22 protein-coding genes are annotated in these 25,410 nt (G+C 38.9%); 2 read left to right on the top strand and 20 right to left on the bottom strand.

The window, feature by feature from the left end:
- Window positions 1-13: 13 nt before the first annotated feature.
- Both J0A69_RS12650 and J0A69_RS12645 read right to left on the bottom strand, forming a co-directional pair.
- Complete coding sequence (locus J0A69_RS12650) at window positions 14-3,403, bottom strand: SusC/RagA family TonB-linked outer membrane protein (RefSeq protein ID WP_206586971.1); 3,390 nt, start codon at window positions 3,401-3,403, stop codon at window positions 14-16.
- A gap of 66 nt (window positions 3,404-3,469) precedes the next feature.
- Window positions 3,470-4,498 (bottom strand): FecR family protein, encoded by a 1,029-nt coding sequence (locus tag J0A69_RS12645; RefSeq protein ID WP_206586970.1) that lies wholly within the window; start codon window positions 4,496-4,498, stop codon window positions 3,470-3,472.
- 450 nt (window positions 4,499-4,948) lie between these two features.
- On the opposite strand from J0A69_RS12645, the gene J0A69_RS12640 reads away from it, so the two are divergent.
- Entirely contained in the window at window positions 4,949-5,629 is a 681-nt protein-coding gene (locus J0A69_RS12640; protein ID WP_206586969.1) for an RNA polymerase sigma factor, read from the top strand.
- Between the two features lie 99 nt (window positions 5,630-5,728).
- On the opposite strand, the gene J0A69_RS12635 is transcribed toward J0A69_RS12640, so the two are convergent.
- From J0A69_RS12635 to J0A69_RS12565, 15 genes are all read right to left on the bottom strand, one after another.
- Window positions 5,729-6,178: a Cif family virulence factor gene (locus tag J0A69_RS12635; protein WP_206586968.1), complete on the bottom strand. Its 450-nt coding sequence runs from the start codon at window positions 6,176-6,178 to the stop codon at window positions 5,729-5,731.
- Between the two features lie 228 nt (window positions 6,179-6,406).
- A complete protein-coding gene (locus tag J0A69_RS12630; RefSeq protein ID WP_206586967.1) occupies window positions 6,407-8,176 on the bottom strand; it encodes a cytochrome c peroxidase in 1,770 nt (589 codons plus the stop codon).
- 60 nt (window positions 8,177-8,236) lie between these two features.
- A complete protein-coding gene (locus J0A69_RS12625) occupies window positions 8,237-9,601 on the bottom strand; it encodes a PhoX family protein (RefSeq protein ID WP_236032867.1) in 1,365 nt (454 codons plus the stop codon).
- Window positions 9,602-10,740: 1,139 nt separating this feature from the next.
- Window positions 10,741-11,031: a helix-hairpin-helix domain-containing protein gene (locus tag J0A69_RS12620; RefSeq protein WP_206586965.1), complete on the bottom strand. Its 291-nt coding sequence runs from the start codon at window positions 11,029-11,031 to the stop codon at window positions 10,741-10,743.
- A 127-nt stretch (window positions 11,032-11,158) separates the two neighbouring features.
- Entirely contained in the window at window positions 11,159-11,935 is a 777-nt protein-coding gene (locus J0A69_RS12615) for a PIG-L deacetylase family protein (protein WP_206586964.1), read from the bottom strand.
- A 104-nt stretch (window positions 11,936-12,039) separates the two neighbouring features.
- A complete protein-coding gene (locus tag J0A69_RS12610; RefSeq protein ID WP_206586963.1) occupies window positions 12,040-12,534 on the bottom strand; it encodes a GNAT family N-acetyltransferase in 495 nt (164 codons plus the stop codon).
- 410 nt (window positions 12,535-12,944) lie between these two features.
- Window positions 12,945-13,880 carry an alpha/beta fold hydrolase gene (locus tag J0A69_RS12605; protein ID WP_206586962.1) on the bottom strand — a complete coding sequence of 312 codons (936 nt, stop codon included), beginning with the start codon at window positions 13,878-13,880 and terminating at the stop codon, window positions 12,945-12,947.
- A gap of 107 nt (window positions 13,881-13,987) precedes the next feature.
- Window positions 13,988-14,521: a DinB family protein gene (locus J0A69_RS12600; protein ID WP_236032863.1), complete on the bottom strand. Its 534-nt coding sequence runs from the start codon at window positions 14,519-14,521 to the stop codon at window positions 13,988-13,990.
- Window positions 14,518-14,988: an SRPBCC domain-containing protein gene (locus J0A69_RS12595; protein ID WP_206586961.1), complete on the bottom strand. Its 471-nt coding sequence runs from the start codon at window positions 14,986-14,988 to the stop codon at window positions 14,518-14,520. The genes J0A69_RS12600 and J0A69_RS12595 overlap by 4 nt, the downstream gene beginning before the upstream one ends.
- Entirely contained in the window at window positions 14,985-15,308 is a 324-nt protein-coding gene (locus J0A69_RS12590) for an ArsR/SmtB family transcription factor (protein WP_206586960.1), read from the bottom strand. The genes J0A69_RS12595 and J0A69_RS12590 overlap by 4 nt, the downstream gene beginning before the upstream one ends.
- Window positions 15,309-16,493: 1,185 nt before the next feature.
- Window positions 16,494-17,201: a gluconate 2-dehydrogenase subunit 3 family protein gene (locus tag J0A69_RS12585; RefSeq protein WP_206586959.1), complete on the bottom strand. Its 708-nt coding sequence runs from the start codon at window positions 17,199-17,201 to the stop codon at window positions 16,494-16,496.
- 3 nt (window positions 17,202-17,204) lie between these two features.
- Entirely contained in the window at window positions 17,205-18,947 is a 1,743-nt protein-coding gene (locus J0A69_RS12580; RefSeq protein ID WP_206586958.1) for a GMC oxidoreductase, read from the bottom strand.
- A gap of 1,221 nt (window positions 18,948-20,168) precedes the next feature.
- On the bottom strand, window positions 20,169-21,860 hold the full coding sequence (locus J0A69_RS12575; RefSeq protein ID WP_206586957.1) for a M56 family metallopeptidase: 1,692 nt from the start codon (window positions 21,858-21,860) through the stop codon (window positions 20,169-20,171).
- Complete coding sequence (locus tag J0A69_RS12570) at window positions 21,857-22,228, bottom strand: BlaI/MecI/CopY family transcriptional regulator (RefSeq protein ID WP_206586956.1); 372 nt, start codon at window positions 22,226-22,228, stop codon at window positions 21,857-21,859. Before J0A69_RS12570 ends, J0A69_RS12575 begins: the two co-directional genes overlap by 4 nt.
- A 153-nt stretch (window positions 22,229-22,381) precedes the next feature.
- On the bottom strand, window positions 22,382-23,215 hold the full coding sequence (locus J0A69_RS12565) for a DUF2306 domain-containing protein (RefSeq protein ID WP_206586955.1): 834 nt from the start codon (window positions 23,213-23,215) through the stop codon (window positions 22,382-22,384).
- A 130-nt stretch (window positions 23,216-23,345) separates the two neighbouring features.
- Here J0A69_RS12565 and J0A69_RS12560 point away from each other — a divergent pair, with 130 nt between their 5' ends.
- The gene (locus tag J0A69_RS12560) at window positions 23,346-23,660 is read left to right on the top strand and encodes a hypothetical protein (protein WP_206586954.1); all 315 of its coding nucleotides are present in this window, start codon (window positions 23,346-23,348) and stop codon (window positions 23,658-23,660) included.
- Window positions 23,661-24,060: 400 nt separating this feature from the next.
- Here J0A69_RS12560 and J0A69_RS12555 read toward each other — a convergent pair whose 3' ends face one another.
- The 3 genes from J0A69_RS12555 to J0A69_RS12545 all read right to left on the bottom strand — a co-directional run bounded on the left by J0A69_RS12555 (window position 24,061) and on the right by J0A69_RS12545 (window position 25,342).
- A complete protein-coding gene (locus J0A69_RS12555) occupies window positions 24,061-24,312 on the bottom strand; it encodes a hypothetical protein (RefSeq protein ID WP_206586953.1) in 252 nt (83 codons plus the stop codon).
- 431 nt (window positions 24,313-24,743) lie between these two features.
- Window positions 24,744-24,938, bottom strand: a complete 195-nt coding sequence (locus J0A69_RS12550) for a hypothetical protein (protein WP_206586952.1) — start codon at window positions 24,936-24,938, stop codon at window positions 24,744-24,746.
- Complete coding sequence (locus tag J0A69_RS12545) at window positions 24,914-25,342, bottom strand: hypothetical protein (protein WP_206586951.1); 429 nt, start codon at window positions 25,340-25,342, stop codon at window positions 24,914-24,916. Before J0A69_RS12545 ends, J0A69_RS12550 begins: the two co-directional genes overlap by 25 nt.
- Window positions 25,343-25,410: the final 68 nt, after the last annotated feature.

The following is a 25,410-nucleotide window of genomic DNA, read 5'->3' as shown; positions in this document are numbered from 1 at the left end:
CGTAGGTTAAATTTTACTGAAAACTTGCTCTAAGACCAATGTTATAGGTCGTCGTGTTTGGGTAACTGGTACCTCTTCCATCTCCCAATTCAGGATCCCAGATTTTCCAGGGACTGAATGTGACCAGATTGGTCGCATTGACATACAAGCGCAAATTCTTCATTCCTACTTTTTTGAATTTTGACATATCAAAGTTATAGGCGATCTCAGTATTTTTCAGACGCAGGTAATCTGACCTAAACATCCACCAGGTGCTTTGATAATAGTTGGTAGTGATATCTTCTCGGGTAGACATTCTTGGATAAAAGACATCCTGAGAAGGATTTTCTGGAGTCCATCTATCCAATGCCATTTCATATAGATTTCCTCGGGTTGGACCATCGTAAAAAGGATTGGTTCCCTGTCCACCTGAATACATAAAATCTACTAATCCAGCTCCTTGAAAAAACAAGACTACCTCAAACTTCTTGATACCTGCACCAAAGTTCAATCCATACATAATCTGTGGTATTGGACCATATCCAATCGCTCGCTGATCGTAAGTATTGATAATCCCATCGTCATTTAAATCCTGGTATTTGATATCACCAGGTCTCACATCCCCTGCCTGTTGTGGGGAGTTGGCAATTTCCTCCTCGCTTTCAAACAAGCCCAAGGCAACGTATCCAAATCTTTGATCTATTCGTTGACCAACTCTGTTCAACCAAGGGTATTGCCATTCCGGCAAACCATCATAAACATTCTTGTTTTTATTGTAAGTAAATGTCCCTCTGAAAGTGAAGAAGTTGACTAGAGATCCACTTCCAAAATGCTTGTTGTAAGTAGCAGTCAGATCAAATCCTTTATTTTCTGTTATCCCGATATTACCATAAGGTGTATTTCCTCCGTATCCAGAGGCTGCAGGGATATCATTTAACTTCATCAAAATCCCGGTTCTTCTTTCTTTGAAAAACTCCACAATAAAAGAGAGGTCATCATTGAAGAGGTTAATTTCCAATCCCAAATTATGTCTTCGTCCAGTCTCCCAAGTCACATTGGATCCTACCTGACCTTCTTGCATCCCACCGTATCCTCTAGTATTTCCCGGAACTCCAAAGGTGTAGCCGTCTCCATTATCAATTCTAGTTTGAAAAAGGAACCTATCGCTTGTATTACTATTTCCGGTAAGTCCGAAAGTATATCTAAGCTTTAGGTGAGAAATGGTATTTTCTACTGAAGAAAAGAAAGGTTCGTTTGAAATCACCCAACCCGTACCAAAGGATGGGAAGAATCCGAATCTGTTATCTGGAGAAAAGTTTTCAGAACCGGAATATCCAAAGTTTGCCTCCATAAAATATTTTGATTTATAGCCGTAGGTAGCTCTTCCTGAAACACCTCGAAGCCTAAATGGAATGGAGGAAACAAGATCTCCTGCATCTGCATCGATGAAATCCGATTGATAGTAAAGCAACAAACCGGAGACATCATGGTCCTCTCCAAAGGTACGGCTGTAGTTTAAAGCTGATTCTGTGTAAAACTTTCTGTTTCCGCCTCTAGACTGCTCAAATCCTAAAACATCAGATCCCTGATCTACCAGTTCTGTGATAAGGTTTCCTTCAGCATCACGTCCTGAGGCATAATAAGTCTGTACACTTCTGGTTCTTCTTAGGTTATTCCAATTGTATGCATCAAAAGAAAACATGGTTGTAAACCTCAGCCCTTCGGTAATGAAATTCAGATCTTGCTTTAATCGGATATTAGAACGGATGGTGTTCCGATATTCTGTGGCATATCCAGATTGAGTCAAGGCTCTATATGGGTTTTCAAATCCCCCAGGAACCCTTGGCCATTGCCCATTGGAGTACTGAGGCGGAGCAATGTGAGGAGGGTTTTGCGTTGCTAGGTCAAACAAATAACCGGTACCGACTCCAGGGTAATTTGAATTAATGATAAAACCATTGATACCCAATTCAATATTGGTTGTTTTGGTCAAGTTCACATCCACATTGGTTAGGAATGTATACCGATCTAGCGTCAACCTATTATTGTAGGTTTCTACATTTCCGGCTTTAAACATTCCTGTCTCAGAATAATATCCAGCTGACACATAATATTTAGCATATTCCGATCCTCCTCTGATATTGATATCTGCACTTCTGTTTTGTGCGTATTTATTGAATATTTCTTCGTACCAATTGACGTTTGGGTATAAATCTTGATCCTCTCCAGTCTCAACTTTTCTGATCTGCTCTTCTGAATATTGAGGAGATCTTCCTCTCATTTCCAAACCTTCATTGTAAAGCCTCATGAAATCCGGGCCATCTACAAATCTTGGTAATTGAGTAAAGGAGGTAACAGCTTGTCTTACTTCAAAGTTGATGATAGGTTTACCGATTTGTCCAGATTTGGTATTGATAATAATTACCCCATTTGCACCCCTTGCACCATAAACTGCTGTTGCTGAAGCATCCTTTAGAATCGTGAAACTCTCAATATCCTCAGGATTTATATTATCAATAGGTCTGTCAGGCACTCCATCTACGATCAAAAGTGGACCTCTTGGAGAAGACCCGAAGGTGGCAATACCTCGGATGAAAATTTCTGCTCCATCATATCCTGGTTCACCGCTTCTTTGAACAGCTACCATACCTGCTAATCTACCTCCCAAGGAATTACTAAGATTTCGAACTGGCAACTTGAGCTCATCTGGCTTAATTGTAGATTGTGATCCTACTAAACTGATTTTCTTTTGCTCTCCAAAGCCTACAACCACGACCTCTTCTAGAGATTCTTCATCTTCTGAAAGAATGATCTCATAAACTTGATTGGCTCCAATTTCAACGATTTGAGTTTCAAAGCCGATGTAGGACACTTCTAATTTTGGTGCTGTTGTGATAAGGTCAATGGTAAATTCCCCATCGTTTCCAGAAACCACTCCATTGGTTGTCCCAACTTCCTTAATATTTGCTCCTGGCAGTGTATATCCCTCACTGGCTTTTATCACTCCAGAAATCTGCCTTTCCTTTGCTGGTTGAGAAACAGGAGTTGCAGCTTGGTCAGATTTGCTTTGTTGCTTGACATGTATTACCTGGTTGATTTCCTTGAATTCCAACTCATATTCCTTGGAAAACTTATCGAGAATACTTTTTAAAGTATATTTTCCCTGCTTTATTTTTACTGGTGATAGCCCACTTAATTTTTGCTTATCATAGGCAAAATTATAATCAGTCTGTTTTTCAATTTCTGAGAAAACATCAAAAATGGATTGTGTAGATTTCTTTATTTCAACCAAAACATCATCTTGAAAAGGGATTTCAGAAATGGTTAAGCTTTTAGCATTCAATGAAAGAATACAAGAGAAATAAAGTAGGAACAAAAAAAGCAGTTGCCGCTTTGGCCCTGAATTTGGTATTTTTCTTTGCATAAGGTTTAGGGTTATTGTTAGTGTTTAGGTTTAAGGTAAAGTTTGAGCTCTTACATGGTTCTTAGGTTAATTGCTTACATAAATTGAATCTGATTTTATCTGAAATTTCAAGTCTGAAGCATAGCTCAGACCTAGCAAAACATCATCGAGTTTCTGATCATGATAAGTGGCGCTGTAAAGTCCTTTCAGGTCGAGGGAATCCTCATAGATGAACTCCACACCGTACCAATTTGAGATGCGTTCAAATACAACCCCATAAGGCTCATCCTTAAACTTGAGTACATTTTCACGCCATCCTAAGATCTGATCCTTATCGAATTCCCCTTTGGACAATTGCTCATTTTCAAAATTTAGGAAGGCCGCCTGGTCAGGAACCAAATCCAGAGTTTTGCCATCTTTTGCTTTCACATTTACCAAACCCGTGACTAATGCTACATGGCCATTTCCTCGGTTTTGATCGGTATTCATATCAAAGGAAGTCCCTAATACCTTGACAGATAGTGCTTTAGAAGAGACCTCAAAAGTCTTCCCTTCCATTTTCTTGATATCAAAAAATGCTCTTCCTTCAAGTATGACTTTTCTACCCTCTTCAAAATCCGTTAAATATTTAAGCGATGAGTAGGAATCCAAAGTAACGGAGGAACCATCTGGCAACTGGACCAGCCTTCTCTCCCCTTTTTCTGTGGAAACAGCAACCCAGTCTTCCTTATTCGTCTGCGAATTGAAATAATTCCATGTCAGAGCTCCAAATGCTAAAAAGAACAAAATGGTTGCAGCAGCAATCCTTCGGGTATTTACTAATCTGCGTGTAGGTTCAATTTCTTCATTCTCAAAGTCAAAAATCTTGGCAGATCCTTGTCCCGACTTGATATTGACAAGTATATCATTTAAGCGATTTTGATCAATTTTTTCATCCCCAGCATATTGAAAGGAATGGATAATAGACTTGGCTTTGTTAAAAAATTCTTCCTTTTCGGGATTGTTCTTGAGCCAATTATCCCAGTACTGATGTCCTATTTCACCGGAATTATTTACCCATAGCACAAACTGCTCATTTTTTAAAAAATCATATTCACTTTTCGGATTGAACCTCATAATTCATCTTTAATGATCATTGCTGATCTGGGTCTTTAAAATAACAGAGTGCAAAAGCTGGGAAATGACATCAAAAAAAATTCAAAAAATTATACAATAGGTCCTATTTTAAAGAAACCAAATGGCATAAAAACAAAATATAACAGATTTAAAAATCTGATTTTCAATAAATTAACAACTTAAACATAACTTAATTTGAAAATAAAATATTCGTTAAAAAAAAGATGACTGGATTGAATTTATGTGAAGAAAAAATAATTTTAACTAATAAAATAATGAGCATTTTATCTAAACGGTTAGAAAAAAACGATAAACTTAGACTTTATTAGATGTTGGAGAAAACGGAAGAATCAACTGATCATCTTAGATCTTCTGGTGATTTCTCAATGTTTTTTGAGTTTATATCTCCATATAATTTCTAAAAACTAAATCTTGTAGAAACCCATATTCATGAATTTAAGAAATATAAAATCCTCTAATCCTCTGAAAACCTCTTTGGGAGCTTCCAATGAGGAAAGAGAGATTTTGGAGGATGATGAAATATGGAAGGGAGTTATTTCAAAAGATGAAAAAAGCATAGAGTTACTTTACAAAAAATATGCTTCTGCTTTATGCAAATACGGGTTTCAAATCACAAAAGAGGAATCATTGGTTTATGATTCACTCCAGGATACTTTTTTATACCTTATCCAAAAATCAAAAAAGTTAAGTCAAAAAGTCCATGTAAAAGCTTACCTCTACGCATGTTATAGAAGAAGACTTCTTTCTGCAATCAAGGCCTCACGCAAATCACAGGAAAAAACGCAGCCAATTTCCGATCATGAGGATTATTTTGAAAATCCAGAACCTAAGTTGTTTTCAGTTAATGAGTCTTTTCGAGGTCAGGTGAAGGATCTTATTTTGGCGGCCTCAACCCAACTAACAGCCCGGCAACAGGAAGTTATCTACCTGCATTTTTACGAGGGGCTTTCCTATCAGGATATCGCAGAGACGATGCAGTTTCAAAATGTAAAATCTGCCCGTAACCTGCTTTATAAATCTATTGATATCCTTTCTGTAAGTTTAAAAAAGTATAAAAGTGATATCTGGCCATTGATTTTATTCTTTGTTTCAGGAAGTCTAAGTCTATAAAATTGGTTTGGAAATTACATTAAACCCTCCTTTCAAAACTTAACTAGACAGATTTTGACTTGTCAGTAAGAAATCAAACCATTGTAAAATTTACCTACCCTACTCCTTCACGGTAGCAGAGGCCAATTCCCTAAACATCTTCCAATCTCCATCTTCAGTTCTTTTCAGAAGTAATAAAAATGTATCTCTTAATTCATGGACCTCACCATTTTCATCGGTGTAATAAATGGAACTCACCCCAAAATCATAGGCCATGGAATCGGAAATAATCTTAGTTTCTATAGGTTTCATAATCATACTATCATAACGAAACTTGTTTCCATTCTCCTCACGAAGCTTTCTATAAGCTTTCCAATCCTCACTTCCGGGGCCTATTGAAATCATATCGGAAGTCGCAAATTTCCTTAGATCATCATAACGCCTTTCTTTTACAGTATTTTGAAATTCCGTTCTCAATAGTTCGATTTTCTTGAGTTCAGCCGATATATCCAAAGTAGGTTTTGCTTCTTGTTCTTGGACGGGTGCCTGACAGGAAAAAAGAAATATCATTAAAAGTAGACTAAGGAGATTCTTCATAACTCAAAAACCTATAGGTAAAACATTAACAATTAATTACTTGCAATCATAATTTAATGAATTGAGACATAAGACAAAAACCAAATCCAGGTTTTAGAGGATGCATAGAGATTGATTCGATCCGTTTTAAAACAAAAAAAACCTGCCTTTCACCAAGGGAAGGACAGGGATTATTTTTCATTACAGAACCTCTAAAAAGACTTACTCATTCGAAAGACTTCTAATAAATGCAATAATCTGATCCATTTCCTGATCCGAAAGGTGAAGGGAATCTGGAGGCAGAGTTTGGTTTGAAAGCGAGATACCGATCCCAGCTCCACCTCCTACATTATAGAACTCCAATACTTCTTCCAAAGACTCATATACCCCATTGTGCATATAGGGCCAAGTGCTGGCTGCATTGCGGATGGTTGGAGTTTTAAATGCATATTTCTTCAAATTCGCCCCTACAATTTCAAATTCGCCTAAGTCATTGTCTACACTTGCCTCTGCCCAGATCTTTTCCTCTGGTACTCCCAAAACTTCACTCTCTGTTTCTGTGTAAAGTGGTGGAACGCTCCCATTAAACAAAGGATAAAAATGACATGTTCCGCACTTTCCTTTTCCCATAAACAGGTTGAATCCCTTTATTTCATCCGGAGCTAGATCCCCTTTATTCATTAGAAAATCATCAAATCTTGAATTTCCGGGTGTAAGACTTCTCACATAAGCTCCCAATGAATTCATTAGCTGGACATCATCAATTTTCTCGGATTCGAAAATCTCCTCAAAGGACTTTTTATAGCTTTCGGATTGATTTAAGCGCTCCAAAGCTGCATCAAAACTGCCATGCATTTCCCTCCTATTATCGATAACTGATCGGGCTTGATCCTCCAAATAACTTACCCGTCTATCAGCAAACTGGGAATTTTGTAAGGATGAAAACAAAAGCGTCGGAGTGTTTCTTGCCTGTGAACCCACTCCTTCTACTGCCAAGGCTTTGTTTTCAGAAAATGCGAGTTGGGGTTGATGGCAAGTAGCACAGGAGACTTCCCCATTACCACTCAAAATAGGATCAAAAAACAGGGTCTTCCCTAGAGTGATCATTTCAGTATTTGGCTTTTTATTACCTGGAGGGGCAAAAAAATCTGGGTTAAAATTAGATACTGCGTAAAAGACACTTTCCTCCATATTCATCGGGGAACTCAAGGAGCCATTTGAAATCTCTAAGCCTTTTTGAATTTCATTTAAACTAACAGCAAGAGGATTGGCGTAGTCCCGAATAAATTCAGCTCTATCAAAAGCATTGAAATCTCCTTCATAATTTGACAGGTAATTAATTGCTTTATCTAATTCAGTCGCTTCTCCATTTTCAAAACCATACGGTGAAATGATTTCCTTTATTCCTTCATAGCTGGCTTTAGCCTCGGCAATGGAATTGAGATTAATGGGTGAATCAAAACCGGATAAGCCCAAACTTAAATTTCTTAGGTTTTGTAGCCTTATTGCCTCCCAGATATTTGCATCTGACAGATTGATAGATTGGATTTCCCTTTCAAAAGCCTGCAGGTATCCATGGATGATTGCAATTTCTTTTTGCAGTTCCGCAGGTTCAGGATTTTCCGAAAACAAGCCTTCCTCTAAAACCTGAAAACCTGTGGCAGGTTCAATTTTACGGTTGCTGTCATGATAATCATTTTTATCTATCGCAGCTCCATTGAGCCGAAGGGAATAATCCGGGTAGTAAAAGGCCACCAAAGCCTCTATTTTCTTGTATTTTAAACGAGCATTGACAAAGCTTTCTCGCATAGCCTTTAATGCTGTACTGTCTTTGGAAATAGTCTCCAGTTTTTCAACTTCTGATTGCAGCTCGGCATAATTGGCAATCAAGAGGTTTTTCACCTTGTCAGCAGGACTATATTCAACAGGAGATTCACAACTACTTGCAATTAATGTAAAGATCCCGAGGAGTAATAAAACACAAATTCTCATACTAAAAATGAAAAGCAGGAATCTATAAATAGATCCCTGCCTGGATATTAATGGATTAAATTATCTAGCTAAACCTTTCAAAACCACTACTTGGCTTCCTTGGTCTTCATTTGGTCTGACAGTTCCGCCGTCAACACCTTTGAATTCATCACTACTCCAAGTATGTGGCTGGATGCAAAGCATAAAGGTATTTGGTTCGCCGATAGTCTCAGAAACATCAATCATGGCTCCATATTCCCAGCTACCCAATCTTGATGAGGATGGAGTGCTGTAAATTCCTTCATCTCTTCTATGATCCAATTCGAAAGCAATTTTAAGTTCGCCTGTAGCAATATTGTATTGGTAGATGTATGCATCATGCGTTTCATCACCATAACCGTTTGGATCTTCTTTTACATAGACATAGTTTTCTGTAACCGTGATATTATCAGGGTTTTGGAAAGTTCCAGCGGCGCTGCTTCTGTCATCTCCATCTAATACCACCTCCAAAGTACCTTTCAATGGATTTTTCTCATCCATCATTAAGCGGTAAACTCTTCCATATTTAGATCTTGTATATCCTGAATTTGCACCGGAGTTATTTTGTCCAGTCACATTAAAGTATACTTCTCTATGATTACCATTTGCCCCTTTTGGACCTTTTCTATAATCCAAATCCTCCACACGACCGAAAGCTAAAGCATTGAGTTGCTGAGATAGCATGTTGTTTTGAGCACCTGTATTGGTTTTCGCATTTTCTATTTCCACAAATTCAACTTCATAGCTTGTACCAGCTTCCATATCCATCTCAGTGGCATTTAGATCGGTTCTTCTCAATACATAAACCTTCCCATTATTTAAATCACCTTTTGGTCCTACGTACATGGCCACTTGACCTCCATAAGTTCCCGAATCATCATCACCGATAAGGATTACAGTGTTTTTAGGATAAGCGAACTTGTTTAGAGGCATAGCATTTTCAGCATTCCATCTTCCCAAAGCAGCCAAAGGTCTAGGAACAGCGGCGTCCATTTCATCTGCATTGGCAAAGATCCCTTGGATTTGGGATTCAGGACCGCTTTCTCCAGCTGTAAGAAAAACCGGGCCGAAACCATGTTCCTCAGGCGTAGCCATAGAAGCAGAACACATTCTTGTACCTGCACCGTCTGAATTCAGAATGTAGGTTCCTGCAATTGGTTTGAAGGTTTCATCCAAGGTGATTTTCGAAACCGCATAGTTGTCTTCATTATTGACAAAAAATTGGAATTTGTTTCCTTCACGGATAAGGCCAGAACCATCGGCAGACCCACCGAAGACAAAATCTGGAGTTTGTTCGAATTTATCAGCACTACCGAAGAGTGAATACCTTTCCACATTTTCGAAACCTGATTTAGCAATTAAAAAATCAGGGGTAACGGAATGGGTTTTTAATTCCGTTATTTTCATTGCGACCGGTTTTCCACCCCGATTATCCAAGCATGATGTAAGCACACATGCAGTTAAAATTGAAATTGGAAGAATTTTTTTCATAGAAATTAAAGAGTTAAATGTTTCATAAACATACCCATCTAGTATCACTGGAAAATTATCCCAACATTTTCATTTTGAGTATTTTGAGAGGCTTTAGGTTATGAGTTCAAAGAAAAAATCACGATTCCTTAATGGTGGTTTAATATGGAGTAGTGTTGGTGGTTTAGGAAATAAGAATGTTGAATTAGGAATTGGAGAAAGTCAGAATTCTCAAGTATGAAAGCTGAAACTCAGTAGGTCAGTGACCAGTCGCAGTTGGCAGGATGCAAGGACAAAGTCTAAAAGCTGAAGTGAGAATTAAGAATGTTGAATTAGAAATGTTGAATGAGGAATTGGAGAAGGTACAACTCCCCCTTTGAGAAAAAATGTTTATGGGAGGAGAATCTTAACGAAAGGGGGCAAGGGGGATTTTGAAGTTTAAATAGGTTAAAACCGAATTCTATAAAATTACGCGAGTGAAGACATTTGCTAAAGCTAAATGCTATGCATGAAAAAATCGCATATCCCCAATGGCGAATGGTCCAATTGGCGCTTGTGGGACTGACCCTGAAGGGGTCAAATGTATTAGCCCAGGGTTTCAACCCTGGGTATGAAAGTATGTTATTTAATCAGCGCTGGCTCCAGAATAAGAATTGGAGACAAAAAAGAATTTGCCAGCAAGATGAAACGAGAAGATTTGTGATATAGGGTTTATGATTTGGAATACTGAAGGTTATTAACGAACCAAATGCCCAACCTAAGACAGCAAACTATTCCTGATACTTTTGAAGGCCAAAAGTATCCAAAAGCCTTTGTCGCAGCAAAGCTTCTACCGCACAAGGCCAACAGCCAGCCCCGCTGCTGCGACAGCCCACCGCACAGTCCAATTGATGCCTTTTGGACTGACCCCAAAGGGGTCAAATAGTATTAGCCCCACCATGGCGGGCAGGCACAGACAATCTTCGAAGAATTGAAAAATGATCAACTCCCTTTTGTAGATAAAAATATTGATTGGGTTTATATCATAAATAAAACGGGTCGGGAGGATTGGGATAGAGACACTATTTTCCAAGAGTCTATTTCTTTAACATCAGCCCTGCAGATTCAAGTGCTTTTCTCAATTTTGGAATGCTTGATGGACCCAGTCCGTGAAGGTCGAGTAGTTCCTTTTCAGAATACCCGCTCAGCTGAATGAGAGATAAAATATTTTCCCTTTCCAAAGCCCTTCTTGCTGGAGCTGAAAGTTCAGAGAGAAATTCCGCGTTTGGGACTTTTTGATTTTCACATATTGGGCATGTGGGGCAATCTGAGGATTTGTAAAAGGTATGTCCTTCTTTGCAGGTCCGTAGGTTAGCTTCTTTTCGCATGGTCTCTGGTTATTTTTTGAAGACCTAAAAAACTAGAATCAGCATCTGTTTTCGGTTTACTTTGATTTAAAATTATAAGCGAAACTTTCCAAACCCAAACAATAGCTTATGTTTCCAAGAAATTCAATTAATCAAAATCCATCTTTCTTCCTTCTATTACAGCGAATTTTCTAAAAAAGCTCTTATTAGAAGTATCCTCGATTTTACTTACCCGGTCATCCTCCAATTCAGCCAATGTGTATTGGGTGGCGTAGCATTTATAGGCCTCCAGTCCAAGTAATTCCTCGTCTTGACTGTAAGAGATTTCCACATTGATATACTTTGGATCCATGTATCCAACTCCCTCAATCCCTGAAGAGGTCTGCTCGTAGGCAATATAATAGAGCGGGTATTTCTCCACCCAACTATTCTGTAATATAATTTCGGTGACTGCACCTCCCACCACTATATGTTCGGCATGGTGAGTATCCCCATCTGGTCCAAAAGTGATGATGAAATCAGGGTTAATAGCTGAAATCTTTTCGGAAAGTAAGTCTCGGAGTTGTTTATGGGAATTGAAATAACTGCGAACGCTGGTTTTGGTATCTAATCTATCAATACCGAGAAAAATTGGAGGTTCAATTCCCATTATTTTACATGCACAGATACTCTCCTCCTTACGGATTGTTCCGAGTGAATCTCCCTCGGGAATAGAAGTTGCCCGGGTGCCATATTTCCCATCCGTGGCAATGATTAAATAAACCTTGTGCCCAAGCCTTTCATACTTTATCAAAACCTCTGCAATTGCGAATTCATCATCTGGGTGAGCAAGAATAGCTAAAATGGTTTTTTCTTGAGCAGATCCTTTAAATCCGTTCAGATAAACCAAAGCAACTGCTAAGATCAAAAACAGCGACTTTATCATGGTTATCATAGATGAACGTTTATAAAAATGAATTATAGATCAAAGAGATTTCAAGGCAGTTAAGGCTGTTTTATTATTTAAAAACTATCCAAAAATCTAAAGGATTAAGTCTCTTGTTTGCTTTTCCTTTTTAGCTCATAGACAAAGCAATCTGATTCATCAAACTGTCTTTCACAAACGAATTCAAAGCCAAGTCTTTCATAAAATCTATGGGCTTTTGTATTTGATTTCAAAGGATCAATCAGGATTCCATCAACTTCCTGATTTTGAAAGCATTTTTGTATGGCTAGCTTCATCATCACAGTGCCATACCCCTTATTAAGATCATTCTCCTCTCCTATCCAAATATCTATAGCCCTTTTATTCTTCTCCACTGCCCCCCAATAATGACTTTCCTCCAAAAAGGGATCAATAATCTGAATAAAGCCAATGGGTCTACCACTCAATTCTGCAATGAGCTGTTCTCTCCAGGTCGGATTCTGAAGCAACTCAACCTCCCAATTCCAATCTTCATCAGGATCTGAAGCTATTACATGTGTTTTTGTATCCCAATAGTTCAGTAATTCCAGATCTTCTATAGTTGCGGGTCTTAAAATCATCTGACTTAAATTTAACCTGTTGTCTAACAGCGATTTTCCAGGGCAAAAACACTTCTGAAATGAACGGAATTTATTGATTTTTTTTGAGTTGAGGAATTGGAGAAGGTCAGAATTCTGAAGTATGAAAGCTGAAATTCAGTGGGTCAGTGAACAGTCGCAGTTGGCGTTTGGCAAGAAAGTCAAAAGGCAAAAGTCAGAAAGCTGAATTTAGAATGTTGAATTAGAAATGTTGAATTAAGAATTGGAGAAGTAACAACTCCCCCTTTGAGAAAAAATATTAATGGGAAGAAAATATCAACAAAAGGGGGCAAGGGGGATTTTGAAGTTTAAATAGGATAAGAGCCACCATCCTGAAATTAAAGAATAGAGGCAGGAAACATATCAATTTTATAGCGTAAACTCTTCTCCAACTAATCTGCTTTTTGCTTAATTAACCATGATACTAATTCATTTCCATCAGCAATAGTCCATGAATGGGGATGTCTCATTTTTCGGCTGATGCGATAGCCTTGATCCTTTGTTAGGATTAGTTCAGCATTGGAGTTTCCTAAAAATTTCAACCAGTTAATCATTGCAGCACTGTCAATTGCATTGATGCAATTAAAATCAATGTTTCTATTTTCTATATACCAATTGATATCCGGTTCATTGTAAATTCTGATCGGAACATTTACCAATGATTTAAGGGATCTATGCTCAGGATCAGATTCGGCATAGGGCGATACTTTCCAGAAAAATTCTGGATTGGCCTGAGGATTTGTCCCGAATTCCTGTTGGATTCGATCGGTCACATATTCATCTTCCTGAATTGACACAGGGTTTTTCGCAGGACGGTTTGTAGTAACCATACAGTTATAAAGCCTCTCTATATCTAAAGGCGGATCAATGGCAAAAACTGCTTGCGGCTTCTTTTGAATTGAATTCTCTGAATTTGCGCTTTGGGCATACTGGATGGCCATTGTTCCTCCTAGTGAAAACCCTCCTATGAAAAATGAACTTTCTTTGAGATTATATTTTTTGAAAACCTCATCAATAAACTGATCAAGTTTCTGGTGGGATGGCTCATCAATATAGAAAAACGACCAATCCCCAAGTGCTGGAATAATAGTCATATAGCCTGCTTCGCTGGCATGCTTATAGATTTCAGAATCCAAAAGTGTTTGCTTAGGCAGTTCCCCAAATCCAGGTAGTAATATTAATGCTCCCTTTACCTCATCCTTTGGGTGAATGGTCACATAATAGTTTTTTGTTGAGTCTCCAGGAGTTGAAAAGGTATATTCTATTTCCTGGCCTAATACAGAAATCGAAAAGCTGACGAAAAGAAATGAAAGAATGGCTAATCTCATATATTGTATTAAAAGTATTTTAGAATGATATGTTCCCTTTGTTTACGGACCATAAACCTCTAAGGATTATTGAATTTAACAATTAATTAAAAAATCAGTTATTTCGATTAAAGCTTATCTCCCTTGGAAATTGTCAGAGCTATTTGGCCGGAATGATAGGCATTGTGATACAGGATATGTGAAAATAATCGCAGACGATTGACCTTACCAAAGAAGGGAGTTTCAATTTCTTCTAACCACCATGAATCTGAATTTTTATCTATAATATCTTGCAATAAGATATAGCCCGAGGTAAGTAATTGTTGGCTTTCTTCAAAATTACTGCCTTGTCCCTCATCCATCTGACCCATTGTAGTATTTTGAATTGGTGTTTGCTCTCCTAAAAAAGTACCAAATAAATGCATAGTCTCCGCTATATGTCGGTAGATAAAACCAACAGAAGCAGCTTTTTCATTGAGACGCATGGTAAGGTTATCATTCGATACTTGGCTTAAAGCAAAGCCATTTGACATCTGGCTTTGCATTAGAAGATTGTTGATCAATTGGGAAGTCATACTTGTGTTTTCAGGAGTTGAGGATTCTTCTTGAGCTTTTGAAACATGAGTTACTAAAATCAAAATGATGGCGATTGTTTTTTTCATTTAAAGGATTTGATAAGTGAATCAAGCTTTGAAAAAATCGAGTCAAATTGTTGTTGCATGCCATGTTGTACCATAGCATCTCTTACTTCCTCTGAGTTGCAAATAATCTGGATTGTTAATTTGGTTTGATCGGTATTGATTTCCTCTAAGGAATGAATTTCAAGTGTAGGAATGACTTTGAAAGGCAATCCCAAAAATTCAGAAGTTTTGATAATGCGTTCATCAGGTATTATTTCATGGAAAACACCTTTAAAACCATAAGTATTACCATCGCTTCCAATATGTGAACTTTCATAAAATCCCCCATTTTTACAGTCATAAGATTTGATAGCAAAAGAATGACCCTGCCATTGAACAATTAAATCAGGTTCTGTAAGAATACGAAAAACAAGACTTTTAGAGGCCTCAAAATGACGCTGGATCCAAATATCCTGTTTGCCATTTTCGGCTGTGATTTCAGTGCTCATTTTGTGTTTTTTAAGTTATCAATGATTTTGTCCATTTTCTGAAATTTAGCTTCCCACAACTCGCGGAAAGGCTCTATAAAATCCGCTATTTCTTTCATGTTTTGGGAATTAATATGATAGTAAATTTCTCTTCCCTTTTGTTCTTTGACCAAAAGTCCGCACTCGTTCAAAATCTGTATATGCTTTGAAATCGTTTGCCTGCTACTGTCAAAATTTTCAGCAATTGCTCCCGCTCCCAAAGTACCTGCAGAGATCAAAATAAGTATTGACCTCCGCGTGGGATCAGCAATGGCTTGAAATACGTCTCTTCTTGTTTCCAATTATGCAGCTATTTGACTGCAAATATATGTGCAGTTATTTGACTGCGCAAATGATTTATGAATTATGATATAAGAATTATGAAAATGGAGACGAAAGGGTTGTTGGTTTAGGAATTAAGAATGTTGAATTAGAAATGTTGAATTAAGAATTGGAGAAGGAACAACTCCCCCTTTTTAGAAAAAAAGTCTAAGGGTAGAAAATCTCATCGAAAGGGGGTAGGGGGATTTTGAAATTTAAATTGATTAATACCGAATTCTATAAAATTACATGAGTGAAGACAAATAAGAATGAGAAATGGTAAATTAATAATGATGAATGTTCCATCTGGCGATTTTTTCTCAGACCCCAAAGTGGTCAAATATCAATAGCCCCGTCATGGCGGGCAGGCCCAGGGATTCGCCACGGTAGCTATCGGGCCCTAGGTATGAAGAATGGGTACTTTATTAGCGCTGGCCCGAGAAAATAAATTGGAGAGGAAATGGATTTGCCTGCGATACAGATGTATTTCTTGGCACTTTTGAAAGCCAAAAGTACCCCTGCCTAGCGGCAGGCAGGCAAAAGCCTATCCCCTTCCCGGCTCAGCCCTAAAATCTTTCACTGAAAGATTTTCTTACGGCCTGCCCTGCCCGAAATCAGCTTTGAATTGCCTTCGGACAATTCATTTATTGGCTCAAAGTCCGGCTAAAAACAAACGGATCTCCGTGACAAGCCCGGAGCTAGTTTGTTTTTTATCGCCTCCCTTTATAACCAATAAAACAGCTGCTTCCAAGGGCATTTAATCCAAGTGACGTTTGGAGTACTGACCCCAAGGGGTCAAATATTAATAGTTTAGAGGATCTTCATTTGTTCAGCGCTGGCTCGAGAATATTAATTGGAGACTGAAAGGAATTGCCAGCAAGATGGAACAATTGATATATGAATTAAGATTTAAGAGATATGATATAAAACACCTGTTTACTAGTATCTGTCCCATTTACGCGAGTGAAGACACTCGCTAAAGCTTTGTGACCCTGCAGCTGCTTCCAATTTCAAATGGTCCAATTGACAAATATTCTACTATCTTTAAAAGGCCCAAAAATAACTAGACTTGGATTTAACGAATTGGTAGAAATAAAAAAACCAATAAGCTATCAACTTATTGGTTTTAAATCCAATGGACCAAAATACGTTTGTACTTATATCCTTTAACCGATCAGGTTCCCTTCATCATCCCAGGTGGCAACTACCCCGCGCTGCTCAGGTTTTAAATAGATCGGTATATATTTTTCCGGCAAGGAAAATCCATGCTTGTCCATAACTTCTTGCGGTACCCCGTCCCAGACATTGGGTTGGTTTCCTTTGTAGCCTATGTATTTCCAGCCTGCCTCCGTAGAGAAATATCCTGAGCAGGTCAGATTCCTTAACATATTAAACCATTTGACAGCTCCTTGATATTCAGGACTTGCCCTTTCTGGCCAGGCAACCAACTCAACAATTTCAATAACCTGATCATTAGAAAGCTCCAAAAAAGGCTTACCGAACTTTTCATCTGCCTCATAATCCAACCACATCAAACCACCTCGCATTGGCGTTTGGTTATTTGGCATATCTTTCATGATAAACTCCATAAATTCCGGCACTCCAACTTCAGTAGCCGAAGGAGATTCAGAATCTTTTGGTATAATAATGTCTACCAGAATATTGAGTTTTTTGATTTCTTCTTCAGTAAAAAAGGTTTCAGATAGCAGCTCCTGATCTCTCTTCCTTTCTTCCTCTGTTCTATAGCCTTTTGTTCCTCCTGCCAAAAGTGCATTTTCCGGCAAAGCCTGCTCTTCTGGACCACATCCTGTTAAGAGCAATCCAGTCCCGACCGATCCGGTAAAAAGCAGTTTTAGGTTTTCTCTTCTGTTCATGGCTTAAATGTTTTTCTTGTTCAACTGATCCACGATGTAATCTGAAGTTCTCCAGCTCAAAGCAAGAATGGTCCAAGTTGGGTTTTTATCCGCCTGTGAAACGAAGGATCCTGCATCTACCACAAATAAATTATTACAAGTATGTGCTTGGCAATTGGAATTCAACACCGAGGTTTTAGGATCATTGCCCATTCGCACCGTCCCAACTTCATGGATAATTCTGCCGGGTGCTGCCAAACCGTAATTTGTTTCTGGCCCTTGCTTTTTGCCTAAAGGAATGGCTCCAGCATTCGTAAGGATTTCCTCAAAAGTATCCTGCATATGCTTGGCTTGCTTGATTTCCTGATCCGTCCAGTTATAATGGAACCTTAAAACAGGTATGCCATATTTATCCACCGTATTTGGATCAATTTCGCAGTAGTTATCATATCTAGGAACACTCTCACCCCTTCCTGCCAAGCCGATTCTGGCTCCATACAATTCCCTGACATCCTTCTTCAAGCCTTCTCCGTAACCTCCCCCTTCTTTAGGATTTCCAAATTCATCCTTCAGGTATTTGCGCATCGCATCCATGCCAGATCCCTCTCCATATCCGGGTTGGGACATGCCTCCACTGTATTCGATATGGTAGCCTCTAGCAAAATCCAATTTTTTATTATCAAGCCACCATGGGGTGTACATGTGCATTCCTCCTACTCCATCCTCATTGTATCGATCTCTACCGAACAATGCCGGGACAATTCCTGAGCGGCTTGCTCCAGTGGAATCATGAAGATACCTTCCTAATATTCCATTATCCCCTCCAATACCGTTTGGATGGGAAGTGGATTTGGAATTCATCATGATACGAGCCGATTCACAGGCCGAGGCACCTAGCACTACTACCCTAGATTTCAACTTGTACTCTTTCATATCCACCTTGCTTACGAAAGAAACCCCAGTTGCTTTGCCTTCCTCATTGGTTGTCACTTTTCTCACCATGGAGTGAGTATAAAGATCCACTTTGCCCTTTTTCATCGCTGGATGAACCAGACATGTTCCCGCTGAAAAATCTGCATAAACCTGACATGCTCTGTTACATTGCCTGCAAAAGAAACAGACTCCTCTTTCGTTGTTGATCGGACGGGTAAGCATGGATAGCCTGCCCGGGATCATAGGCACATTGGATTGATCTGCTCCTTTTTTTATGAATAGCTCATGGAGTCTCGGTTTGGGTGGGGGAAGAAAGAATCCATCAGGTTCGTTATAGATCCCTTCTTTAGATCCAAAAACCCCGATCAGTTTATCTACTTTATCGTAATATGGTTTGATGTCATCATATCCGATCGGCCAGTCATCTCCAAGGCCGTCGATACTTGCCCGTTTAAAATCGTTTGGTCCGAAGCGGAGTGAAATTCTACCCCAGTGATTGGTTCTTCCGCCAACCATTCTTGAGCGGAACCAATCGAACTCAGTCCCATTTTTTCTGGTGTAAGGTTCTCCTTCAATATCCCAGCCTCCAATGGCCGCATCAAAATCTCCGAATGGTCGGATTCTAGTTCCTGCTCCTCTCCTTGGGGATTCCCATGGCGGTCGGAGTTGGGTCCTGTCTTCTTCTTTAGCTGGATCAAAATCTCCTCCTGCCTCAACCACTGCTACGGATAACCCTGCTTCCGATAATACTTTGGAGGCCATTCCACCTCCTGCTCCAGAACCTACGATAATTACGTCATAGGAATCTGTACTTGACTTGATTTGAAAACTCATAGTTCTTTGATAAAGGTAAATGCCTTTGGAAAATTGATAAGACTTTACCGTTCAGGTTGTACTGAGGTGAAGGAAGGATCTCCTTTAATCCATTTAGCAGCCTGGCCAGTCAAATAAAGATAATAATCTGTCGGTAATCTAGGTTCAATTCCGATAAAGTTACTATCCTTCGGCTTGTTGGAAATTCTTTTCAACTCCCCCTTGAATACCCAATGGTGCTTGGATTTAAATTACTATTAAAGGGGGTAAGGGGGATTATTTCTCTAAATCTATTTTATCCAACTTTTGAAGGCCAAAAGTTGGCATCCCGATAACTACCTTAGGTTTGCCAGCAAAAAGAAACTGAAACCCTTATGGAAAATTCTAAAATTTATTTTCGCGAATAAGGAAATATAGTCTGTGAGAAACAACCAAAAGTCAGGGATGGAAGCTATTCTTGATACTTTTGAAGACCAAAAGTATCCAAAAGTCTTTGCCCGAAATCAGCTTTGAATTGCCTTCGGACAATTCATTTATTGGCTCAAAGTCCGGCTAAAAACAAACGGATCTCCGAGACAAGCTCGGAGCTAGCTTGTTTTTTAACGCCTCCCTTTATCACCAATAAAACAGCTGCTTCCAAGGGCATTTAGTCCTAATAACGTTTGGAGAAATGACCCCAAAGGGGTCAAATGTATTAGCCCAGGCTTTCGCCACGATGACTATCGGCCCTGGGTTTGAAGAATCATCATTTTTATCAGCGCTGGCGCATTCAAGACATTCGGAGATATGAGCGATTTGCCAGCAAGATGAAACCGAGAGTATTCTTTTGGTACTTTTGAAAAGCAAAAGTACCAAAAACCTCACATCCCCAATGGCGAATGGTTCAATCCAAATTTCTTGTTAATAATATCAATTAGTGTATAAAACAGATGCTTCTAAGGGCATTTAGTCCTAATGACGTTTGGTGCAATGACCCCAAAGGGGTCAAATGTAATAGCCCCGGGTAAGGAGGTACGACGTAACCCGGGGATTGAAAGATTATCATTTGTTCCAGCGCTGGCTCGGGAATATCAATTGGAGGCAAAAAGGATTTGCCAGCAAGATGAAAACCAGATGATTTAAGATTTGAGAAATAAGATTTATGATTTTAGAAGTCGGTTTGAAAATCCTACGATAGGAAGTTCGACATTATAAAAATCAAACAGCTCTAGGAACACACCAATTGAAACTAACTTCCACTTTTCAAATGAATGGTAATCTTAAGTAAAACGTCGGTTTTCTTTCCTTCATTATTGCAATTCCAAAACCATTTCCATCACCAACAACCTCATTATCTGACGGCTTTTGAGATGGGTTAATTACCTTTAATTGATGAAAAATAGAAGCATAATAGTTTTCAAGAAGATCCTCAACTGTCTGCCCATTTTCCTTTTTTCCATGTCTCACCATAAATGAGACAAGTACTCGGTATTCATCAGGATATTCCGCTTGAATAAGTTGAATACTTTTCCTCCCATTGAGATATTTCTCTTTATAAAATTCATTGGTTATTAATGAGACTTCATATTCTCCTTTTTTAAAGAGTTCTTTTTTAGAAATCTCTACAACCTTAAACAATGAAAAATCCTCAGGTTGATAACTCTCTAAATCAGCAATATCTTTTTCTACATCATCGATAGTCAAAGATATGTTCTTATAGTTTTTCCATAGTTCGTAAACATCCTGAGGGATTTGATTTTTGACAGGAGGTCTGTTATAAAGTATGGTAGTTTTCACCTCCGGATAGGCTTGCTGCAAAGCCTCCAATTTTTCGTAGGTCAAATCTTCAAAAAATGGAAATTCGGTACTCTTATTTATTTCCTGCTCATCCATCTGGAGGTAAGCCACTTTAAGAGCAGGAAGGTCAAGTTTAGAAATATCCAATTCATATGGGTTTCCGTCCTTGTAAGCTTCTGCAAGGATTTGCTCGAATTCACTCTCTGGTGTTGAATTAAACTGGACTGAGGAACTGGGTTTGTTTGAGGACAAAACAATCAATACTAAACCTGCCAAGATGAGGCTGAAAGTTTTATAAAGTCTAGCCTTGAAGATTGAGCTTATTTGCCCCATCATGATCACCCTTCTTCTGGTAACAGAGTAATTGAAAGGGCTACTCATTGAAAAGGCTGCTTCATTGCCTGGGATCTTATGGAACAAAAGCCATTGGTAAGCAACTTTGTTGTTGAATTTAGAGACCACGGCTTCATCGGCTAAATATTCATGATTTAACTGAATCGCCTTTTTGTAAAACAACAGCAATGGATTAAACCAAAATACAATTTTTAGGAGTTCGATAAATAGTATATCCCAGGTATGTTTTTGACGGATATGGGTCAATTCGTGATAGATAATCTCTTGTTCTATAGCTTGACTTTGGAAAGCTGATTTGTCTACAAACAGAAAATGTAAAAAGGTAAAAGGGAGCGTGTTTTTTGGAAGCAAAACATAGGTGCATTCTTCCGATTTAAGGCTCTCATTGTCTCGAATGGATCGAAAAAGTTTATTCAATTGAAAAATAAATCGAGTAAGGAAAAAACATAAGCCTAGCATATAGACCCCAAAACCTAGCATTTTCCAATTGACTGAGTAAGATGATTCAGTAGAAATTGTTTCATCAGCTGCTGTGGAAGCCTCAACTGGCATTTGGATTGAATTTTCATTAATCTTTAAATCCGATTGGAATCCGATTTCTGATAATGATACTTCAGAAAGTAATTTTTCTTTGATCTGGATGTCCAAAGGCATTGGAAAAAAAGGAACGATCAGTGAAAAGCATAGCGCTGAAATAAGAAAAATTCTATTGAAACGAAACATGCTTTCTTTGGCCAAAAAGGCCTGATAAAAAGTATAAAATACCAGCAAGGCAAAGGATGCCTTTAAGACAAATTCGATCATGGCTTTTGGGATTTAAGTTGTTCTTCGATTATTCTTTTGATTTCCTCAAGTTCCTTCATGTCCAAATCAGCCTCTTTGGTAAAAAATGAGGCAAATTGAGTTGGGGAATCATTGAAGAAGTTTTTAATCATGCTATTCACCTTTTTGGCGAAATAATCGTTTTTGCTCACCAATGGAAAATAGGCTCGTGAGTTTCCAAATAACTCAAAATTGATAGCTTCCTTTTCCTGAAGTCTTTTGAGCAAAGTAGCAATTGTGGTATGTGCAGGCTTGGGATCCGGATAGGCCTCTAGGATATCCTTCATAAATACCCTATCCTTTTCCCAAATCAGATTCATAAGTTGCTCTTCAGCTTTTGAAAGGTTCATTCTCTATAAGTTTAGACTTATGTCTACAAACATAGACTAAAAATAAATATATCAAAACTTTCTCTTTATTAATTTTTGTTAATGAGTTGAAAATAGGGCTGTTATGAAAAGGAAATGAAGGGAAAAGATTTTTATATACAGGTCAAAAATCACCTATCTACTCAAAATCACATCAAGAATTGCTGGACCCCAGTATTTCTCGGTGAAGAAATAAGTGGCAACAATTAAAAACAGGTTTGCTCCACTGAGGAATACAATAGCAAGGATTTTTGCAGCTTTGGATTTTAACACCTCGTATTTGCCGATAAAGATTTCTGCAACCAGCAAGTTGGGCAGGTAAAAAAAGAAGTCCATAAAATAATCGAAGAGGCCGGTGAAATCTGAGTTGTGGCCCAGCCGATCTGTCACCATAAACCAAAAGCCGTAATCCATTCTATAAAGCCAGGATCCTATGGCCAAGGCAAAAAGGCGGATAGCCCAGGCCCGATGTAGCTCAAAATTTTTAGCTCTCGCAAAATAGATAGTTGCGATGGCTGCAATAAAGGTCAAAACCCCATAGCCTGTAAAACCAATATCCATAATCAGACCGCCGATGGTTCCTTTGGTGAAAATAAACACCAAGCCTCCAATAGCGGCTGCGATGGAGGCGAGCACATAGACTCGGCCAATCAGGCGATGGATTGATGGGAATTTTATGCGAACAGATTTGATTAATTGAATACAGCCCAGAATAAGAATGATTCCACCTGCTGCGAAGTGAAGTCCAATCCCCATTGTAGCCGATGAGGCCTGCTCATCATAAATATCCGGGAGCACTTCATTCCATTGGTTGGTATTCCCTTGGATCAATGCCACAAAGTAAAAAGTCAAAATATAACCACCAAATAAGATGGCTGAACCCCAGACTATTAACACTAATAAGCGGGCAGTTAACTGAAGGAATTTATCCAGTTTACTTTGCTTTGCTGGATTGGAAAAATCTGTCATTTGAGGTTTAAAAAGCTTTCTAAGGGAAACTCTAGAGTTGGATTAAATTTATAGGAGGGATTTCGAAGATCCAAATTAAAAAATTGGCATTCCCGTATATCATGGTTAGCTTTAATAAAACACGAAAATCATGAGCCTAAAAATAATCATACCTACTGAGCCTCCTGTTCGCGCTGAAATCCCAAGTGACTACCCTATCCCGCCGATTGGTGAGGAATTCTATATTCGTTTTGAAACTTTTATAACTGATCCAAAGGATTGGGAAAAGGTTAAAAGTTTAATAGAAAAAGAGGCTTTGACGGTTGAGAAAGTTGAAGACAATAAAGTATATCTAAATCAAGGCCAGAAAGGAGATCTGCAAGGGACCATTGAAAGTGATGAGTATATGCCTTCGATTGTTCAATACTGGGAAAAGCATCCTGAAACCAAGCCAGATCATTTTTGATTTAAGATTTATGATATCAGATTTATGATTTGGGAATTCGGATCGTTTTCGAAAAATTCAGAAGGATAAAAATTTAGTGGGCAGTCGCAGTGATCAGTCGCAGTGGATTGGAAATTCAGAAGGCTAAAGTCTAAAAGCTGAAAATAAGAATGTGGAATGGAGAATGAAGAATGATGATTTAAAGATAGAAGTATGAAAGCTGAAAGGACGGAAGTCAGTTTTCAGTGGCAGGATACAAAGAGAAATTCTGTAAACTGAAGTGAAAAAGTTGAAAGGGTTATTTTCTACATTCCTTTCAAAAAAAATGAATGTGCGAGTTAAGACAACGCCTGTGCCCTTTCTAATATTTTCTTTAAAAAACCGGAGAAGCAATGCCTCCCCGGTTTGAGGTTTTTTTAATTTATTTTACCGATTGAAGTAAATCATCCTCCAGCCTTTCCTCATCTACTGTGAGTTGGGCGATGCTGACCAGCACTGTACCAGCAGTGATTGCATAGCCTGCATAGCTCAGCAGGACTGCCGGAATACTGCCCGGTGCAGTGATAACAGCTGTTCCTACTGCTGCGATGATCAATCCGATTTTCTTTACTTTTTGGAAAAACGGAGGTGTTGGGGCTGTTGCCCTTTGTTTTATTTCTGTTATTATGTTCATTTTTTGATGTATGATTTTAGATTTATGATTTATGATGTTGGTTGTCAGTTGAGAGTTATTAGTTATCGGATGTATTCTCCCAACTTTTGAAGGCTCCTCCTACGGTGGACAGGCAAAAGTTGGCATCCCGATAACTATCGAGGAGCCTTTGCCCGAAATCAGCTTTGAATTGCCTTCGGACAATTCATGGATGAATTCAAAGTCCAGCTAAAAACAAGCTGATCTCCGAGACAAGCCCGGAGCTAGCTTGTTTTCTTAGCGCTGTCCTTTGTTATTCATCCACCAGCTGCTTCCAAGGGCATTTTCTTCAATCAATGATTTTAGGAGCTAAACCATAGCGCCTGATCACTGAGAACTATAAACTGCGACTACTCACTGCCTACTGACACTGATCACTGCCAACTGCGACCTACCTACTGCAGGCAAGCTGCTCACCGTGCCTTCATCATATTCTTCAGGAAGGCCTGTTCGATCTCCAGCCTGTAAAAGAGCTCTTTCAATTTTGCCAATTCACCTTTTAACTGCCGGGTATCTTCAATCAGCAGTTTGAGGAAATAGGCAATTACCGAGAGCAATAACATCGTCACTGCTCCAGCCAAGGTTAGGAGTAGCTCTGCTCCAGACATGATTCCAATTGATAAGGGATTCCTGTAGAAACAATCTGCAAGTCCAGGATTTCTCCCCGCTCCCAAAAAGGAGTGAGTTCATCCATAAGCTTCAAGAAGGCTAGTTTTGTAAACAATGAAGTGCCATCTGCTCGGTAAGAAGTTACTGGACATAGTTCATTTAAACCTGGCCTAGATTCTCCTTTTCTGGCTTTAATCAACCCTCTCTCACCTACTCTGATAAACCAGCCCTCTTCCTCTGAATGTGCTGCCTCCAGTTCGAAAGTCCCCTCTTCCAGGCAATGAATAGCTTGATCATAGCAGGATTTTGGGGCTTCCCGGATAAAGCACAACTGCTTTTGACCGAGGTATAGCCTCCCCAGGCTTCCCCGGGGAGTATACCTTCTTTTAAGAAGAAGTCTCATCAGCTGGTTTTGCTCACGGACAGCATCTTGGCGGCATTATGCGCTCCGTTGTTAATCGCATATTCCAC

This window comes from Algoriphagus pacificus, from assembly GCF_017254845.1.
In the GTDB taxonomy this organism is placed as follows: Bacteria; Bacteroidota; Bacteroidia; order Cytophagales; family Cyclobacteriaceae; genus Algoriphagus; species Algoriphagus pacificus.
The sequence above is the reverse complement of the archived record's forward strand: the minus strand, read 5'-3'. Positions and strand labels throughout refer to the sequence as shown.

Excerpts from the sequence above, each read along its gene's own strand:
- J0A69_RS12650 (WP_206586971.1), bottom strand. The coding sequence starts at position 3,403 with ATGCAAAGAAAAATACCAAATTCAGGGCCAAAGCGGCAACTGCTTTTT.
- J0A69_RS12645 (WP_206586970.1), bottom strand. The coding sequence starts at position 4,498 with ATGAGGTTCAATCCGAAAAGTGAATATGATTTTTTAAAAAATGAGCAG.
- J0A69_RS12640 (WP_206586969.1), top strand. The coding sequence starts at position 4,949 with ATGAATTTAAGAAATATAAAATCCTCTAATCCTCTGAAAACCTCTTTG.
- J0A69_RS12635 (WP_206586968.1), bottom strand. The coding sequence starts at position 6,178 with ATGATATTTCTTTTTTCCTGTCAGGCACCCGTCCAAGAACAAGAAGCA.
- J0A69_RS12630 (WP_206586967.1), bottom strand. The coding sequence starts at position 8,176 with ATGAGAATTTGTGTTTTATTACTCCTCGGGATCTTTACATTAATTGCA.
- J0A69_RS12625 (WP_236032867.1), bottom strand. The coding sequence starts at position 9,601 with ATGAAAATAACGGAATTAAAAACCCATTCCGTTACCCCTGATTTTTTA.
- J0A69_RS12620 (WP_206586965.1), bottom strand. The coding sequence starts at position 11,031 with ATGCGAAAAGAAGCTAACCTACGGACCTGCAAAGAAGGACATACCTTT.
- J0A69_RS12615 (WP_206586964.1), bottom strand. The coding sequence starts at position 11,935 with ATGATAAAGTCGCTGTTTTTGATCTTAGCAGTTGCTTTGGTTTATCTG.
- J0A69_RS12610 (WP_206586963.1), bottom strand. The coding sequence starts at position 12,534 with ATGATTTTAAGACCCGCAACTATAGAAGATCTGGAATTACTGAACTAT.
- J0A69_RS12605 (WP_206586962.1), bottom strand. The coding sequence starts at position 13,880 with ATGAGATTAGCCATTCTTTCATTTCTTTTCGTCAGCTTTTCGATTTCT.
- J0A69_RS12600 (WP_236032863.1), bottom strand. The coding sequence starts at position 14,521 with ATGAAAAAAACAATCGCCATCATTTTGATTTTAGTAACTCATGTTTCA.
- J0A69_RS12595 (WP_206586961.1), bottom strand. The coding sequence starts at position 14,988 with ATGAGCACTGAAATCACAGCCGAAAATGGCAAACAGGATATTTGGATC.
- J0A69_RS12585 (WP_206586959.1), bottom strand. The coding sequence starts at position 17,201 with ATGAACAGAAGAGAAAACCTAAAACTGCTTTTTACCGGATCGGTCGGG.
- J0A69_RS12580 (WP_206586958.1), bottom strand. The coding sequence starts at position 18,947 with ATGAGTTTTCAAATCAAGTCAAGTACAGATTCCTATGACGTAATTATC.
- J0A69_RS12575 (WP_206586957.1), bottom strand. The coding sequence starts at position 21,860 with ATGATCGAATTTGTCTTAAAGGCATCCTTTGCCTTGCTGGTATTTTAT.
- J0A69_RS12570 (WP_206586956.1), bottom strand. The coding sequence starts at position 22,228 with ATGAACCTTTCAAAAGCTGAAGAGCAACTTATGAATCTGATTTGGGAA.
- J0A69_RS12565 (WP_206586955.1), bottom strand. The coding sequence starts at position 23,215 with ATGACAGATTTTTCCAATCCAGCAAAGCAAAGTAAACTGGATAAATTC.
- J0A69_RS12560 (WP_206586954.1), top strand. The coding sequence starts at position 23,346 with ATGAGCCTAAAAATAATCATACCTACTGAGCCTCCTGTTCGCGCTGAA.
- J0A69_RS12555 (WP_206586953.1), bottom strand. The coding sequence starts at position 24,312 with ATGAACATAATAACAGAAATAAAACAAAGGGCAACAGCCCCAACACCT.
- J0A69_RS12550 (WP_206586952.1), bottom strand. The coding sequence starts at position 24,938 with ATGTCTGGAGCAGAGCTACTCCTAACCTTGGCTGGAGCAGTGACGATG.
- J0A69_RS12545 (WP_206586951.1), bottom strand. The coding sequence starts at position 25,342 with ATGAGACTTCTTCTTAAAAGAAGGTATACTCCCCGGGGAAGCCTGGGG.